General features: G+C 72.1%; 19 protein-coding genes. 1 reads left to right on the forward strand and 18 read right to left on the reverse strand.

Annotated features, from left to right (window positions below):
- The 15 genes from ABYE80_RS07945 to ABYE80_RS08015 all read right to left on the reverse strand — a co-directional run.
- Positions 1 to 966: M14 family zinc carboxypeptidase (locus tag ABYE80_RS07945; protein ID WP_372789732.1), on the reverse strand; the 966-nt coding region annotated here is incomplete at its 3' end.
- A 29-nt stretch (positions 967 to 995) separates the two neighbouring features.
- On the reverse strand, positions 996 to 1796 hold the full coding sequence (locus ABYE80_RS07950) for a phosphatidate cytidylyltransferase (protein ID WP_372789733.1): 801 nt from the start codon (positions 1794 to 1796) through the stop codon (positions 996 to 998).
- The gene (uppS, locus tag ABYE80_RS07955; protein ID WP_372789734.1) at positions 1796 to 2479 is read right to left on the reverse strand and encodes a polyprenyl diphosphate synthase; all 684 of its coding nucleotides are present in this window, start codon (positions 2477 to 2479) and stop codon (positions 1796 to 1798) included. The genes ABYE80_RS07950 and uppS overlap by 1 nt, the downstream gene beginning before the upstream one ends.
- Before the next feature lie 40 nt (positions 2480 to 2519).
- Entirely contained in the window at positions 2520 to 3077 is a 558-nt protein-coding gene (gene frr / locus ABYE80_RS07960) for a ribosome recycling factor (protein ID WP_372789749.1), read from the reverse strand.
- 30 nt (positions 3078 to 3107) lie between these two features.
- Complete coding sequence (gene pyrH, locus ABYE80_RS07965) at positions 3108 to 3848, reverse strand: UMP kinase (RefSeq protein ID WP_372789750.1); 741 nt, start codon at positions 3846 to 3848, stop codon at positions 3108 to 3110.
- Between the two features lie 9 nt (positions 3849 to 3857).
- On the reverse strand, positions 3858 to 4460 hold the full coding sequence (gene tsf, locus ABYE80_RS07970) for an elongation factor Ts (RefSeq protein ID WP_372789735.1): 603 nt from the start codon (positions 4458 to 4460) through the stop codon (positions 3858 to 3860).
- On the reverse strand, positions 4453 to 5394 hold the full coding sequence (rpsB, locus tag ABYE80_RS07975; protein ID WP_372789736.1) for a 30S ribosomal protein S2: 942 nt from the start codon (positions 5392 to 5394) through the stop codon (positions 4453 to 4455). Before rpsB ends, tsf begins: the two co-directional genes overlap by 8 nt.
- Positions 5395 to 5554: 160 nt before the next feature.
- Positions 5555 to 6466 (reverse strand): RluA family pseudouridine synthase, encoded by a 912-nt coding sequence (locus ABYE80_RS07980; protein WP_372789737.1) that lies wholly within the window; start codon positions 6464 to 6466, stop codon positions 5555 to 5557.
- Complete coding sequence (gene lspA, locus ABYE80_RS07985; protein WP_372789738.1) at positions 6444 to 6953, reverse strand: signal peptidase II; 510 nt, start codon at positions 6951 to 6953, stop codon at positions 6444 to 6446. The genes ABYE80_RS07980 and lspA overlap by 23 nt, the downstream gene beginning before the upstream one ends.
- On the reverse strand, positions 6950 to 7264 hold the full coding sequence (locus tag ABYE80_RS07990; protein ID WP_372789739.1) for a YggT family protein: 315 nt from the start codon (positions 7262 to 7264) through the stop codon (positions 6950 to 6952). The genes lspA and ABYE80_RS07990 overlap by 4 nt, the downstream gene beginning before the upstream one ends.
- The gene (locus ABYE80_RS07995; RefSeq protein ID WP_372789740.1) at positions 7261 to 8031 is read right to left on the reverse strand and encodes a pyrroline-5-carboxylate reductase family protein; all 771 of its coding nucleotides are present in this window, start codon (positions 8029 to 8031) and stop codon (positions 7261 to 7263) included. Before ABYE80_RS07995 ends, ABYE80_RS07990 begins: the two co-directional genes overlap by 4 nt.
- Positions 8032 to 8109: 78 nt before the next feature.
- On the reverse strand, positions 8110 to 8652 hold the full coding sequence (locus tag ABYE80_RS08000; protein WP_372789741.1) for a cell division protein SepF: 543 nt from the start codon (positions 8650 to 8652) through the stop codon (positions 8110 to 8112).
- A gap of 63 nt (positions 8653 to 8715) precedes the next feature.
- Complete coding sequence (locus ABYE80_RS08005; RefSeq protein ID WP_372789742.1) at positions 8716 to 9387, reverse strand: YggS family pyridoxal phosphate-dependent enzyme; 672 nt, start codon at positions 9385 to 9387, stop codon at positions 8716 to 8718.
- A complete protein-coding gene (gene pgeF / locus ABYE80_RS08010) occupies positions 9375 to 10130 on the reverse strand; it encodes a peptidoglycan editing factor PgeF (RefSeq protein WP_372789743.1) in 756 nt (251 codons plus the stop codon). The genes ABYE80_RS08005 and pgeF overlap by 13 nt, the downstream gene beginning before the upstream one ends.
- Before the next feature lie 10 nt (positions 10131 to 10140).
- Positions 10141 to 11310, reverse strand: coding sequence for a hypothetical protein (locus ABYE80_RS08015; protein WP_372789744.1), 1170 nt, complete (start codon positions 11308 to 11310; stop codon positions 10141 to 10143).
- Positions 11311 to 11339: 29 nt separating this feature from the next.
- On the opposite strand from ABYE80_RS08015, the gene ABYE80_RS08020 reads away from it, so the two are divergent.
- Positions 11340 to 12962 carry a PQQ-binding-like beta-propeller repeat protein gene (locus ABYE80_RS08020; protein WP_372789745.1) on the forward strand — a complete coding sequence of 541 codons (1623 nt, stop codon included), beginning with the start codon at positions 11340 to 11342 and terminating at the stop codon, positions 12960 to 12962.
- Positions 12963 to 12979: 17 nt separating this feature from the next.
- On the opposite strand, the gene hisF is transcribed toward ABYE80_RS08020, so the two are convergent.
- From hisF to hisH, 3 genes are all read right to left on the reverse strand, one after another.
- On the reverse strand, positions 12980 to 13747 hold the full coding sequence (hisF, locus tag ABYE80_RS08025) for an imidazole glycerol phosphate synthase subunit HisF (RefSeq protein ID WP_372789746.1): 768 nt from the start codon (positions 13745 to 13747) through the stop codon (positions 12980 to 12982).
- A gap of 17 nt (positions 13748 to 13764) precedes the next feature.
- Positions 13765 to 14547, reverse strand: a complete 783-nt coding sequence (gene hisA, locus ABYE80_RS08030; protein ID WP_372789747.1) for a 1-(5-phosphoribosyl)-5-[(5-phosphoribosylamino)methylideneamino]imidazole-4-carboxamide isomerase — start codon at positions 14545 to 14547, stop codon at positions 13765 to 13767.
- The coding region (hisH, locus tag ABYE80_RS08035; protein WP_372789748.1) for an imidazole glycerol phosphate synthase subunit HisH at positions 14544 to 15071 on the reverse strand (528 nt) is incomplete at its 5' end. The genes hisA and hisH, both read right to left, overlap by 4 nt.

Here is a 15071-nt window from a genome sequence, read left to right on the forward strand (position 1 = left end):
GTCCTTGCCGAACCCGTTCACGAGCTCGTGGGCGTACTCCATCACGTGCTCGCCCGAGGGCCACTCGCGAGCGTGGTGGACCCCCAGCTGCACGAACGTCGGCTTGCCGGTCTCGACGTTGACGTCCTTCCCGACCTCGATGCCCAGGATCGTGCGTCCCTCGAGGCTCTTGTGCGGCAGGGTGATGAGCTTGACGAGGCCCGGATGGGCCGCGGCGAGGGCCTTCATCTCGGTCTCGTAGTCGGCGAGGTGCCGGTAGTCGGTCCGGCCGCTGGGCAGCCCGCTCCGCGGCGTCGCCGCGCGGAAGGCCCGGGTGGCCGCCGCGTTGTCGCGGGCGCGCTGCACGAGGTCCGCCACGATGGTGCGCGGCGCGAAGCCAGCGCCGCGGAGCGCGGCCTCCTCGCGGGCGGAGTGCAGGACGAGCTGGAGATGACCGTCGCCGCCGTGCTCGGTGAGGTCCAGGCCGAGCGCGTCCAGGCGACGGGCCGCTGCGGGGCCGTCCGCCGCGACCTCCACGAGCCGCGGCGCGTAGGTCGGGTCCGCGGGGCCGGTCTCGGTCGCGGTGACGGTCAGGCGCGGCGTGCCGGCGGCCCGGTCGCCCCTGCAGACCTGCACGAGCAGGTCCCGGTCCGCGAAGGCGAACCCCTGTGCGAGCTCGGTGGAGCCGACGGACGAAGACGCGCCGACGAGCCGCCTCGTCGCGCGATCGAACACCGCGAGGTCCCAGTCGCCGCGACCACCCGACAGCCGGGCGGACACCAGGCCCAGTACCGGCATCCGGACCGTCCGGGTCACCACCCCGGGCGCCGTGGTCGCCACGCCACGGTGGCACGCCGCCGCCGTCGTGCCGCTCCCGCTCACAGTGCTCGTCAGTAGCCGCGTGGCTGCCGAGGCCGAGCCTGGGAGGACGGCGAGGATCGTCATCGTCAGTGCGCCGGCGACGAGCCGGCCGAACAACCTGGTCACGGGTCGGAACCTCGGGGTCGAGCGGTGGATCACAGAATGGCCAGCCAGACGTAGTAGCCGACCACGATGCTGAAGAACACGGCGTCGAGCCGGTCCAGGGCGCCGCCGTGGGCGCCGAAGAGCGTCCCCGTGTCCTTGGTGCCGGCGTCGCGCTTGAGGTAGCTCTCGAACAGGTCGCCGATCGGGGCGGCGACCGCGACCGCGGCGCCGAGCAGCAGGGCGTCGGTGCCCGACAGCCAGTCCTGGTACAGCCCGGCCGCCCACGTCGCGACCACGGCGGTGACCATGCCGATCAGCAGGCCTTCGACGGTCTTGTTCGGCGAGATCGCCGGGGCGAGCTTGCGGCGCCCGAACTGGCGGCCGCCGAGATAGGCGCCGGTGTCGCCCATGAACGTGCCGACGAGGACGTCGACGATGATCGCCCCGCCGTGTGGCAGGTCGCGCAGCAGGATCGCGTGCGCCAGGGCCAGGCCGACCCACGTCACGCCGAGGATGGTCACCGAGATCCCGGGCGCGCCACCCCGGGGCTGGGCCGCGGTGAGCAGGAACGCCACGGGGAACGTCGCGACGAGCGCGATCATGACCTGGGTCATGTCGCCGAAGTGCGCGGCGAGACACAGCCCGATGAGCCCCAGGAAGCCGCCCAGGCGCGAGGGGTGCGCCTTGGCGAACATCGAGAAGAGCTCGTGCAGGCAGATCAGGCCGAAGCCGATCAGGCCGATCGTGAAGACGATGCCGCCGGACGCCACGATGGTGACCGCGAAGATGATCGCCGGAATGGCCACGATGATCCGTGCCGAGAGGTCGCTGCGGGTGTCGGCGCGGGCCATCACCGACCTCCGAACCGGCGCTCGCGCTCGCCGTAGGTGTCGAGGCAGCGCCGGAACGCCGCGCGGTCGAAGTCGGGCCACAGCTCGTCCGCGAACACGAGCTCGCTGTAGGCCGACTGCCACAGGAGGTAGTTGGACAGGCGCTGCTCGCCGCTGGTGCGGATCACGAGCTGCGGGTCGTGCATCTCGGGCGCGTAGAGGAGCCGTGCGAAGTCCTCCTCGGTGCCGTCCTGGAAGCGGCGGGCCGCGTCGACGATCTCGGCGCGACCGCCGTAGTTGAACGCGATGAAGAGCGTGATCCGGTCTCCTTCGGCGGTCTCCTGCTCGGCCCAGTCCATCTGGTCCAGCAGGGCCGGCATGATCCGCTCCCGGCGACCGATGAAGCGCATCCGCACGCCCTCCGCCTTGAGCTCCGGGGTCTCGGTCTGCAGCCGCTGCGAGAACATCCGCATGAGGCCGGTGACCTCCTCGGCGGAGCGGCTCCAGTTCTCGGTGGAGAACGAGTAGACCGTGAGCTCCTTGACCCCCCACTCCGCGGCGTCGCGGAGCCGCGCCTTCACGGTGTCGGCGCCGGCGGCGTGCCCGTCGTTGACCGGGAGGCCGCGCTGCTGCGCCCAGCGCCCGTTGCCGTCGGTGATGATGGCGACGTACTGCGGCGCTGCCGCGTGTCCGGCATCGACCATCTCGTGACGCCCTGCGCGCCGGTTCCGGTGACCCCGAGGGTCAGACCTCGAGGATCTCCGCTTCCTTGGACTTGAGGACCTGTTCGAGCTCGGCGACGCGCTGGTCGGTCAGCTTCTGCAGCTCCACCTCACCGCGGTGCTCGTCGTCGGCGCCGACCTCGCCCTCGTCCTTCAGCTCCTTGAGGTCCTGCATGACGTCGCGGCGCACGTTGCGGATCGCGATCCGTCCCTCCTCCGCGATGCTGCGGACGAGCTTGACCATGTCGCGCCGGCGCTCCTCGTTGAGCTCGGGGACGCTGAGACGGATGATGCGACCGTCGTTGCTCGGCGTGAGCCCGAGGTCGGCCTGCATGATCGCCTTCTCGACCGCCGGGATCGAACCCTGGTCGTACGGCTGCACCGTGAGCATGCGGGCCTCGGGCGCGTTCACCGTGGCGAGCTGCTTCAGGGGCGTCACCGCGCCGTAGTAGTCCACCGAGACGCGGTCGAGCAACGCCGGGCTGGCCCTGCCGGTGCGCACCGTCGCGAACTCGTGCGTGGTGGATTCCACCGACTTGGCCATCCGCTCGCGGGCGTCGGCCAGTAGTTCGTCGATCAGCTCACTCATGGGTCCAGCACCTTCCGTTCATCAGCTCGCGACCAGCGTCCCGACGCGCTCGCCGCACACTATCCGGTCGATGTTCGCCTCGTCGTCCATGTTGAAGACGTGGATCGGGAGCCGGTTCTCCATGCACAGGGTGAGCGCGGTGGCGTCCATGACCTTGAGCCCGCGCTGCACGGCCTCCATGTGCGTGATCTGGGGCAGGAACTCCGCGTCCGGGTCGGTGCGCGGGTCCCCGCTGTACACGCCTTCGACGCCGTTCTTGGCCATGAGGAGCGCGTCGCAGTGCATCTCGGTCGCACGCAGCGCCGCAGCCGTGTCGGTGGTGAAGAACGGGTTGCCGGTCCCGGCGGCGAAGATCACGACCCGGCCCTTCTCGAGGTGGCGCATCGCACGGCGCCGCAGGTACGGCTCCGCGACCTCGGCGATGTTGATCGCCGAGACCACGCGCACGTGCTCGCCGAGCTTCTCGATGGCGTCCTGCAGCGGGAGCGCGTTGAGGACCGTCGCGAGCATCCCCATGTAGTCCGCGGTCGCCCGGTCCATGCCCGCCGCGGCCCCGGTCATGCCGCGGTAGATGTTGCCGGCGCCGACCACGATCGCGACCTCGACGCCGCGATCGCGCACCTTCTTCACCTGCGTCGCGACGGCCTGGAGCCGTTCGGGGTCCGTGCCGTAGTCGAGGGAGCCCATGAGGGCCTCCCCCGACAGCTTCAGCAGGATCCGCTTGAACGCGGGCTCGGGCTCCGTCGCTGCGTCAGTCACCAGCCGGTGACCCTACTCGCCGACGGCGAAGCGGGCGAACCGGCGGATGACGACGTTCTCGCCCGTGGTGGTCGAGACGTCGGCGCGCAGCTGCTCGATCGTCTTGCCGTCGTACTTGTCGGCGTTGACGTGGACCTGGTCCAGCAGCACGATCTCCGACATCCACTTGTTGACCATGCCCTCGACGATCTTCGGGCGGATGTTCTCGGGCTTGTCCGACACCTGCTGCTCGAAGATGGCGGCCTCGGCGTCCTTGACCTCCTGCGGAACCTCGTCGCGGCTCACGTAGCGGGTCGTGGGCGACGCGGCGATGTGCATGGCGACCTCGCGCGCGAACGCGACGAAGTCGTCGTTACGTGCCACGAAGTCGGTGTTGCAGTCCACCTCGACGATGACGCCGACCTTGCCGGTGGCGTGGATGTAGGCCTGCACCGTGCCCTCGGCAGCCTCGCGGTCAGCGAGCTTGCCGAGCTTCTTGCCCATCTTGACCTTGAGGATCTCGAGGGCCTTCTCTGCGTCGCCGCCGGCCTCGGTCAGGGCGTTCTTGCAGTCCATCATCCCGGCACCGGTCTGCTGCCGCAGTGCCTGGACGTCCTTGGCGGTGAAGTCAGCCATTCGTGGGGGTCTCCTCCGCGGCCGGCTTCTGCGGCGCGGTCTCGGGGGTCGGGGTCGTGGCCGGGGCGGCGCCCTCGGCGGGGGTCGAGGCCGGAGCCTCCGCGGGAGCGGGCGTCTCGGCGGCGGCCTTGGCCTGGGCCTCGGCTGCCTGCTTGGCGGCCTCCTCGGCCTCCTTGCGGGCGCGCTCCTCGGCCTCGCGACGCGCGCGCGCCTCGGCCTCGGCCTGCTGGCGCGCCTGCTCGGCCGCCTGGAAGGCTCCGCGGCCCTGCGACACGATGTCGCCGATGGCCTTGGTGATGGCGACGCACGAGCGGATCGCGTCGTCGTTGCCCGGGATGACGTAGTCGATGCCGTCCGGGTCGCAGTTGGTGTCCACGAGCCCGATGATCGGGATCCGCAGGCGACGAGCCTCCTTGACGGCGATCTCCTCGGTCTTGAGGTCGATGACGAACATCGCGTCCGGCGGGCGCTGCATGTTCTTCACGCCGCCGAGGTTGGCGCGCAGCTTCTCGAGGTCGGCCTGCGCCGCCATGCGCTCGCGCGTCGGGAGCAGGGCGAGCTGCCCCTCCGTCTCGTAGCGCTCGAGGTCGTGCAGGCGCTTGATCCGGTTGCTGATCGTCTGGAAGTTCGTCAGCAGGCCGCCGAGCCAGCGGTGGTTGACGTACGGCTGACCGCAGGACTCCGCGATCTCCTTGATGCCGTCACGGGCCTGCTTCTTGGTGCCCACGAAGAGGACGGTCCCGCCGCGATGGGCCACGGTTCCGGCGAACTCCTGCGCGTCGGCCAGCAGCTTCTGCGTCTTGAGGAGGTCGATGATGTAGATGCCGCCACGTTCACCGTGGATGAAGCGGCGCATCTTGGGGTTCCAACGGCGCGTCTGGTGACCGAAGTGGACTCCGGCCTCCAGCAGCTGCTTCAGGTCGACTTGCGACATGGGTTGCTGCTCCCTTGCTTCGAGACTGAGGATGTGTGGGTACTGCGCCCGTCGGACCGAGGCCAGGACCCGGTTGTCTGTCCGGGCAGGGAGGCTTCGGTGCTGTTCCGACGGGGTCGGGAACGAAAGAGGTGAACGGCCAGTGTACGGGAGATGGCGCCTACGCCGCCGTGTCCCCCGCCGCTCGCGCGAGCGCCTCGCGGAGGTCCTGCGGCAGTTCGGAACGGACGTCGATCCACTCGCCGCCGACCGGATGCGCGAAGCGCAGGTGCGCGGCGTGCAGGAACTGCCGCGTGAGACCGAGGTCGGCCCCGCCCGAGCCCCCGTAGTCGGGGTCGCCGCAGACCGGATGCCCGATCGCCTTGAGGTGGACGCGGATCTGATGGGTGCGGCCCGTCTCCAGCCGGACCCGCAGCAGCGTCGTCGCGGGCAGGGCCCGTTCGATCTCGAAGTGCGTCCTGGCCTCGCGGGGGTTGTCGGTGTCCGTCGACATCAGCGTCCTGACGCGGCGATCGCGGCCGATCGGAGCGTCGATCGTGCCGCTGCGCGCCGGCGGCCGTCCCTCGACCAGCGTGAGGTACTCCCGGGTGATGTCGCGCGCCTGCAGCAGCGTCTTGAGAGCGCGATGCGTCGCCTCGTCCTTGGCGACGACCAGCAGCCCGCTCGTGTCCTTGTCGAGCCGATGGACGATCCCGGCCCGCCACTCCTCCTCGCCCCCCGCGGCCCGGCCGTCGAGCGCCTGCGCGAGGGTGCCCTGGCGGTGCCCGCGGGCCGGGTGCACGACGACCCCGGCGGGCTTGTCGACGACCAGGAGATGCTCGTCCTCGTGCACGACCGTGAACGGCGCGGGCTCACCGACGGGCTCGGCCACGCCCCGGTGGGGGTCGGCCGCCTCGTCGACCACCACCAGCTGCCCCGTGGCGAGCTTGTGGCGTTTGACGACCGCGGCGCCGTCCACCCGTACGCCGCCGGCCTCGATCAGGCGCGTGGCGCGCGTCCGCGATCCCAGCGGCTCGGCGAGGAAGGCGTCCAGGCGGTCGCCGTCGTGCTCAGGCGGAACCCGGAGCTCCATCGTCCACCACCACACCCGGATGGTCGTCGTCCCGGTCGCCGCGTTCGATGACGATCAGCAGTGCCACGACACCCAGTGTGATCGCGATGTCGGCGACGTTGAAGGCCGGCCAGCCCGGCAGCTTGAGGAAGTCGGTGACGCCGCCGCGCGCGATGCGGTCGACGATGTTCCCGACGGCCCCGCCCATGAGCAGGCCCGTGGGGAGCCAGATCCCCCGCTGGTCGGCGTGCGTCGCGAAGTACGCCAGCAGCGCGACGAGCGCCACGGCGATCACGACGATCACCACGCCCTGCCCGCCGTCGGAGAACGCCCCGAACGCGACGCCGCGGTTCTCGACGTGGACGAGCTTGAGCGCCGGGAAGATCGGATCGCTGTCCCCCGGCTGCACCCCCGAGCGCACGAGCGCCTTGGTGAGCTGATCGAGCCCCAGGACGACCGTCAGGACGACCGCCGCCAGGCGCCACGACCGCGCGGACCCGCCGCTCACGCGTTCTCGATGATGCTCGCGAGCAGGTTGCCCGCGATCTGCAGCACGAAGATGCCGACGATCGGACTGAGGTCCAGCGGGCCGAGCGGCGGGATGAACCGCCGGAACACGTTCAGGTACGGCGAGACGGTGTCGTTGAGGAAGCCGAGCACCGCGCTGCCCGTGCGGTTGTAGGGCATGCGCCCGCCGAACCCGAAGAAGAGCTGGGTCAGGATGTAGGCGATGATCAGCAGCACGTAGACGTACGTGAGCGTGCGGATGAATCCAGCCACCTCCGTCTGGACGGTGGCGAGGAGGAACGTCGAGGTCATCGGCGGGGGGCTCCGGGGTTCAGTACGGCATCGAGGGCGTCGGAGAAGGCGGCACGGAGACCGCCGCGCTCCAGCGCGTCGAGCCCGCGTGCCGTCGAGCCTCCGGGGGAGGTGACTTCGCGGCGGACCGCGAGCGTGTCGAAGTCCTTGTGCTCCAGGAGCGCTGCCGTCCCGGCCATGGTGCGGACCACGAGCTGCGCGGCGAGCTCGGCCGGCAGCCCTGCGCGCACGCCGGCGTCGATCTGCGCCTCGGCGACGAGCGCCATGTAGGCCGGAGCGTTGCTCATCATCCCCATGGCGATGTCGACCTGCGACTCCGGGAGGCGCACGAGCGTGCCCAGCTCCGCGAGGAGGTCCGCCACCGCGCGCCCCAGCTCGCTCTCGAGCTCCGGAGCCCCGTCGTCGGCCAGGAGCACGACGCCCTTGCGCACCTCGACGGGCGTGGACGGCAGCAGGCGCAGGACCGGGCGGTCCGGGTACGCCTCGCGGAGGGCGGTCAGTCGGACGCCGCCGAGGATCGACACGACGGCGCGGGCGTGGGACCCGATCTCCCGCGCGACCTCCTCGAGCTGCGCCGGCTTGTGGCACAGCACGACGACGTCGGCGCGCTGGGCCAGCTCGACGTTCGTCGCCAGCGCCTCTCCCCCGGTCTCGCCGGCCAGCGCCTGGGCGCGTGCGGGCACCGCATCGCTGCAGAGCACGGGTCGGCCCCAGCCGCGAGCCATCGCGCGGGCCATGTTGCCGGATCCGATGAGGCCGATCTGCATCGCGGAGAAGAGTACGGGGCGCGGGACTCCTCAGCGGTAGCGGCCCCTGTACGAGGGCGTCGTCGAGCGCCGCCCGGCTCAGGACTGGTTGAAGAAGCCCTTCTCGATCAGCTCCGCGCGCTCCTCCGCCGAGATCTCGACGTTGCGCGGTGTGAGCATGAACACCTTGTCGGCGATGCGCTGCATCCCGCCGTCCAGCGCGTAGGTCAGGCCGGAGGCGAAGTCGATCAGGCGCTTGTTGAGGTCGTTGTCCGTCGACTGGAGGTTCAGGACGACGGGGATCGAGTCCTTGAACTTGTCGGCGACCTGCTGCGCGTCGTTGAAGCTCTTGGGGATCACGAGGTGGACGCGCACGTCCCGACCGCGCCCACCGCCGACCGCCCGTAGCGGCGTCGTCTTCGGCCCGCGACCGTTGTCGTCGTCCGCGAAGATGTCGTCGAAGTCGTCGCGGCGACGGCGACCGCTGCTCAGGCGGCGGACGTTGGGCCGCTCGCGGTAGCGCTCCTCGAGTTCCGCCTCCGGGGCGTACTCGTCCATCGGGTCGTCGTCGTACGCAGGGTCACGCTCTTCGGCAAGGCCGAAGTAGACCATCGTGCGGTGCCAGCTGTCACGAAGAGCCATCGCACCCCAACTGTACGCGGTTCGACGCGATTTCCCTGCACGAATGCCGTCGCAACGCCCGCCTCACCGGTACAGGCGGGTGCCGATCCGCACGACCGTCGCGCCTTCCTCGACGGCCACCCGGAAGTCCTGGGTGGTCCCCATCGACAGCTCCGTCAGCCCGTGGGCGGCGGCCAGCTCCGCCAGCGCCGCGAACCAGCGCCGGTTGTCCTCCGGGCGTTCCGCGAGCGGAGGCATGGTCATGAGACCCACCACCGGGGCCGTGCACCGGTCCAGGACCGCGGGCAGGTCCTCCGGCAGCACGCCGCTCTTGGCCTCCTCGCGGGCGACGTTGACCTCGATCAGCACCTCTGGCGGCGAGGTGAACTTGGCGAGCTCCCGCAGCGCGCTGTCGCTGGCCACCGAGTGGATCCGGCGCACGAGCGGGGCGACGACCTTCACCTTGCGGCTCTGCAGGTGGCCGATGAAGTCCCAGGTGACAGCCCCGAGCCCCGCCTCGTCCCAGTCGGCGGCCTTGCGCACGAGCTCCTGCGCGCGGTTCTCCCCCAGCACGCGGATCCCGGCCTCGGCCAGCACCGGCAGCTCCTCCGGGGCGACGTACTTGACGGCCGCCAGGAGTTCGACGTCCTCGGCCGCGCGACCGGCGACGGCGCACGCCGCCGCGATCTGCTCGCGGATCTCCGCGGCGTTCTCGGCGACCCGTCGGGCGTCCAGGCCCCGGATCAGCTCCGCCATGCGAGCCCCATCTGCCGGCCGGTGAGCCCGCCGTCACGGCGGTGGGAGAACAGCAGGTCCGCGGGAGCGCACAGGGTGCACAGCCCCGTGTCGTGCACCTCGGAGATCCCCAGGCCGCGCAGCAGGCGCGTCGCGATCGCGGGCAGGTCGATCCGGCGTCCGGCCCGCACCGCGGCGCCATGCTCGGCGAACGCCGACCGGACCTCGTCCCCGACCTCGTAGCAGCAGCCGCGGGCGGCGGGACCGATCGCAGCGACCAGCGTCTGTCCGCCCGGGCGTGCCCGCAGCCGCTGCACGGTCCGCTCGAGCACGCCGCCGGCGAGCCCCCGCCAGCCGGCGTGGGCCATGCCGACGACGTCCTGTCCGACGAACGCGACGGGCAGGCAGTCGGCGACGACGACACCGATCGCGAGCTCCGGCTCGACGGTGAGGAGCGCGTCCGCCTCGACCGGGGCCTCTCGCGGATCGCGGTCGGCGTCCTTCGCGCCGACCTCCCGGACGTCGGTGCCGTGCACCTGCCGGACCCCGACGACCGGGCGTCCCACGGCCACTGCCACGCGCCTGCGGTTCGCGTCGACCGCCGTGGCGTCGTCCTCGGTCCACGGACCGAGGTTCAGGGACGCGTACGGGCCCTGGCTCACGCCACCGCGGCGGGTGGTGAAGAGCACCTCGCCGCCGGGCAGGTGCGCGTGCACGTGGGCACCGCGCCACGTGAACGGAGCAGGCAGGACCGGGTCGGCCATGGAGCCCACGCTACCGCTCGTCCTCGAGCGCCACCGCCAGCTCGGCCTCGCGCCCCACGGCGCGGTCGTCCAGCCGGGCGTCGAGCGCGCGTGCGAGCCGCGCGCCGAGCTCGGGCCCCTGCGGGATCCCCGCGGCGAGAAGGTCCTCGCCCGTGATCGCCGGCCGGACGTGCCGGAGCTCCTCGATCCAGCGACGGGCGTTGTCCCCACCCGCCAGGGCGACGATCTCGATCGGGACGCCGCGGGCGGCACGCCCGATCTCGGCGTTGGTGCTCGCGACCCGCAGCGGGGTGCGCACCATCTCCCTGGAGCCCGCCGCCACGATGTCGCGATCGCCGGCCGGGAAGGCCAGGTCGTCCAGCCACCGCACGACCTCCCCCGCGCCCATCGTCTCGGCGCACGCGGCCAGGATCACGAGATCGCGCCGGCCGTCCGGCGGCAGGAGCGCGAGCGCATCCCGCAGCCTGGGCGGCGTCAGGGTGAGCGACTCGGGCAGCAGCCCGGCGTTGAGCTCGCGGGCCCGCCGCAGCACGTCGAGCGGGTCGGGCTCACGCAGAGCCAGGCGCAGCTCGTTCCCCAGGCGCGGCCCGGACACCGTGCCGGGATCCGCGTTGGCGGCGAGCGCCGCGGTACGGGGCTCGACGGTGAACCCCAGGCGGGATGCGTAGCGGGCGACCCGCCACAGCCGGGTGGGGTCGTCGACGAAGCTCGCGTCGTGCATGACACGCAGCAGGCCGGTCCGGAGGTCCTCGCGCGCGCCGGGGACCTCCCGCAGCTCGGGTGGTCCGCCGCCGACCCGCAACGCGATGGCGTTGACGGTCACGTCCCGCCGGGCGAGGTCCTCCTGGAGCGTGCCGGGCCGTACCTCGGGCAGCGCCCCTGGGGCGGGGTAGCTCTCGCTCCGGGCCCGGACGACGTCGAGCTCCCTGCCGTGCGCCGGACGGACCGTGGCCGTCCCGAACCGGTCGTGGGCCACCGCGGTCCCGCCCAGTGCGTCCAGCGCCGCGGCGGGGTCCCCCTCGACGACGACGTCGAGCTCACGGGGCTCGCGGTCCAGCAGCACGTCACGGACCGCGCCGCCCACGACCCAGACCCCGGAAACCGGTGCCAGCGCGTCCAGGACCGCCGCGGCGTCGGGAGCCGCGCGCAGGGCCTCGAGGAGCTCCGAGGAGGGGCGCACCGGGTGATTGTCCCGGCTACCGTGTAGGGATGCCGTTCAGCCCCAGGCGACGGCGGGTTGTCGCGTGGTTCGCGGGCGGTCTGCTCCTGTTCCTGCTCGGTGGCCTGGCCGCCTACGTCGTGCTGCCCCGCGAGCAGGGCGACGTCCTCAACCCGGAGGTCGAGTTCACCGAGCCCGAGCAGCCTCCGGCCGTGTCGGTCCAGGAACGCGACTCCGACGTGGCGAGCGCCTACAACTGGCCCGTCTACGCCCTCACGAAGGCCAGGACGAACTACCTCCCGTTGAAGACCCCGCTGCGTCCCCCGTTCGCGCGGCGCTGGAAGCTGGGCGGCTCGATCCTGCTGGAGTTCCCACCGGTCCTGTACTCCCGCTCGATGTACCTGCTGAAGAACAACGCGGCGCTCTACGCCCTGACCCGGCAGACCGGCAAGGTCCGGTGGAAGAAGAAGCTCGGCCACCTCGCCGCCTCCGCCCCCGCGGTGGGCCACAACACCGTCTACGCGGTCATCCTCGAGCGCACGAAGGGCCAGAAGAAGGGACGCGTGGTCGCGGTGTCGGCCAAGGACGGCCGGACCCGCTGGTCCCGCAAGCTCCCCAGCCGGGCCGAGTCCTCACCGCTCCTGCACCGCGGCAACCTCTACTTCGGCACCGAGAACGGAACGGTCTTCGCCCTGGACGCCTCCGACGGCAGCGTCCGCTGGACCGCCAAGGCCAAGGGCGCGGTCAAGGGCGCGCTCGCGCTCGAGAACGGCAGGCTGTTCCTCGGGGACTACGCCGGGCAGGTGACCGCGCTCAGGCTGCGGGACGGCAAGCGGCTGTGGCGGACCGGGACGCGGGGCGGCGCCCTCGGGCTGACCGCGGGCGCGTTCTACTCCACGCCGGCCGTGGCGTTCGGCCGGGTCTACCTCGGCAACACCGACGGCGGCGTGTACTCCTTCTCCGCGAAGACCGGCAAGCTCGCCTGGCGCAAGGAGACGGGCGGCTACGTCTACTCCTCCCCCGCCGTCGCGCAGGTCCCCGGGACCCCGCCGAGCGTCTACATCGGGTCCTACGACCGCAAGCTCTACGCGCTGGACGCCCGCACCGGACGCACCCGGTGGAGCCGCAACGCCGGGGGACGGATCTCGGGCGGCGTGACCGTCATCGGCGACCTCGTGTTCTCCTCGACGCTGGAGAAGCGCACCACCGCGGTCACGGCGAAGTCGGGCCGCCTCATCTGGAGCTTCGGGCGCGGGAAGTTCAACCCGCTGGTGTCGACGGGCCGCGGCCTGTTCGTCATGGGCGAGACCAGCATGTACGCGTTCGACGGGCGCCCGGGCTCCAGCAAGGGCACCGCGCCGAAGTCCGCGCCGCTCACCGCCGCGCAGCGCCGCCGGGTGGTGGGCCGCCGTGTGGCGCGGGAGCGCAAGGCGGCCGCACGCGCGCTCGCCCGCCGAGTCGCGGCCCGGCGGGCCGCGATCCGCAAGCGCAACGAGCTGCGACGGTCCGGTGCGCGATTCTGCTTCCGCAGCGGCGGCAAGCGCGTCTGCCGGCGCCCGGCGCCGCTGGTCTGCTTCAAGCGGGCCGACGGTCGGACGATCTGCCGCCCGCGCCGCGAGACCGTCTGCTTCGAGCAGGCCGGCCGCCAGGTCTGCCGCGCTCGCCGCGAGTAGCCGCGCGGGCCTTCGCGTCAGTCGATCGCGGGCCGGACCGGCACACCCGCGGCCACGAGGTGGCGCTTGGCCTCGCCGACGGTGTGCTGGCCGTAGTGGAAGATCGACGCGCACAGCGCAGCATCCGCTCCGGCCTGGAGCGCGTCGACGAGATGGTCGAGGTGCCCGGCGCCTCCTGAGGCGATGACCGGGACCCCGACGGCCTGCGCGACCGCGCTGGTGAGCGCGAGGTCGTACCCGTCGTTCGTGCCGTCGCGGTCCATGCTGGTGAGCAGGATCTCCCCGGCGCCGCGCTCGACGGCCTCCCGGATCCAGGTGACGACGTCCAGGCCGGTCGGGGTGCGCCCGCCCGCGACATAGACCTCCCAGCCGTCACCGTCGGGCCGCGCCTTGCAGTCCACCGCCAGCACGACGCACTGCGCGCCGAAGTGGTCCGCCAGCTCACCGACCAGCTCGGGACGCTGCACCGCCGCGCTGTTGATCGACACCTTGTCGGCGCCCGCGTCGAGCACGGCCTGGGCGTCGGCGACCGAGCGGATGCCGCCGCCGATCGTGAACGGGATGAAGACGTTGTCGGCGGTCCGGCGTGCCAGCTCGACGATCGTGTCGCGCTTCTCGTGCGTCGCGGTGATGTCGAGGAACACGAGCTCGTCCGCGCCCTCCGCGTCGTAGCGCTCCGCCAGCTCGACGGGGTCCCCCGCGTCGCGGATGTCCACGAAGTTGGTGCCCTTCACGACGCGGCCGGCGTCGACGTCCAGGCACGGGATGACGCGCTTGAGGTGCATTCGCGGGGCCTCGGGCGCTAGTCGCGGCCGGGCTTGAAGAGGTCGCCACGGCCGCCGGGACCGGCCGGACGCCGCGGCGGGACCAGGGCGTCGTGGGCCTCGGCGATCGTGAACCGGTGCTCGTACAGCGCCTTGCCGACGATGACGCCGCCGAGGTTCACCTGACGGAGTGCGGCGAGCGCGGCGAGGTCCTCGACCTTGCCGATGCCCCCGGAGTAGATGAACCGTCCGCGGACGACCGACGCGACCCGGCGCACCTCGTCGAGGTCCGGCCCCTGCAGCATCCCGTCGCGGTCCACGTTGGAGTACACGAACGACTTCACGCCGCGGTTCTGGAGCTGCTCGATCACGGCGGCCGCGGGGATCGTGGTCGTCTCCTGCCAGCCGTGGGTGGAGACCATCCCCCCGCGCGTGTCGACCGAGACGATCACGCGCTCGCGGAACGCGCCCAGGACGTCGTCGAGGAAGTCGATGTCGGTGAACGCCGCGGTGCCGAGGATGACCCGCTCGGCACCGGCGTCGAGCGCGGCCCGGACCGCGGACAGCGAGCGCAGCCCGCCGCCGATCTGGACCGGGACCTGCAGGTCGGCCGTGATCCGCTCGAGGTGGTGCAGGTTCTTCGGCTCGCCGGACTTGGCGCCGTCGAGGTCCACGACGTGCAGGAACCGCGCGCCGGCGTCCACCCAGGCACGTGCGGCGTCCAGCGGGTCGTCGTCGTAGACGGTCTTGGCGTCGAAGTCGCCCTGGACGAGGCGTACGGCCTTGCCGTCGGAGATGTCGATGGCGGGATAGAGGATCATGAGGGGACCGGGGTGTTCGGCTGCGCCGAGCGGGCGCAGAGGCGGGCGAAGTTCGCGAGCATCGCAAGACCGTGCGTCGAGGACTTCTCGGGATGGAACTGGGCGCCGTAGACGTTGTCGCGGCCGACGACGCTGGCGAACTCCGTCCCGTAGTCGCTGATGCCGAGGACGACGTCGTCCTGCGAGGGGACCGGCACGTAGCTGTGCACGTGGTAGAAGGTCGACGGGTCCGGCAGCCCCTCGCTGATCGGCGACGGGCGCGTCCAGCGCACCTCGTTCCAGCCGATGTGCGGGAGCTTGAGCGCGGGATGCTCCGGGCCGGGGTCCAGCGCGACGACGCGCCCGGGCAGCAGTCCGAGACCCTCCGCGCCCCCGTGCTCCACCGAGCCCTCGAAGAGCAGCTGCATGCCCAGGCAGGCGCCGAAGATCGGCGTCCCCGCGGACGCCACGTCACGCAGCAGGTCCACGAGGCCCTGCTCGTGGAGCCGCCGCATCGCGGCGGGGAAGGCGCCGACGCCGGGCAC

Origin of the sequence: Paraconexibacter sp. (assembly GCF_041602235.1) — a bacterium.
Classification (GTDB): domain Bacteria; phylum Actinomycetota; class Thermoleophilia; order Solirubrobacterales; family Solirubrobacteraceae; genus Paraconexibacter.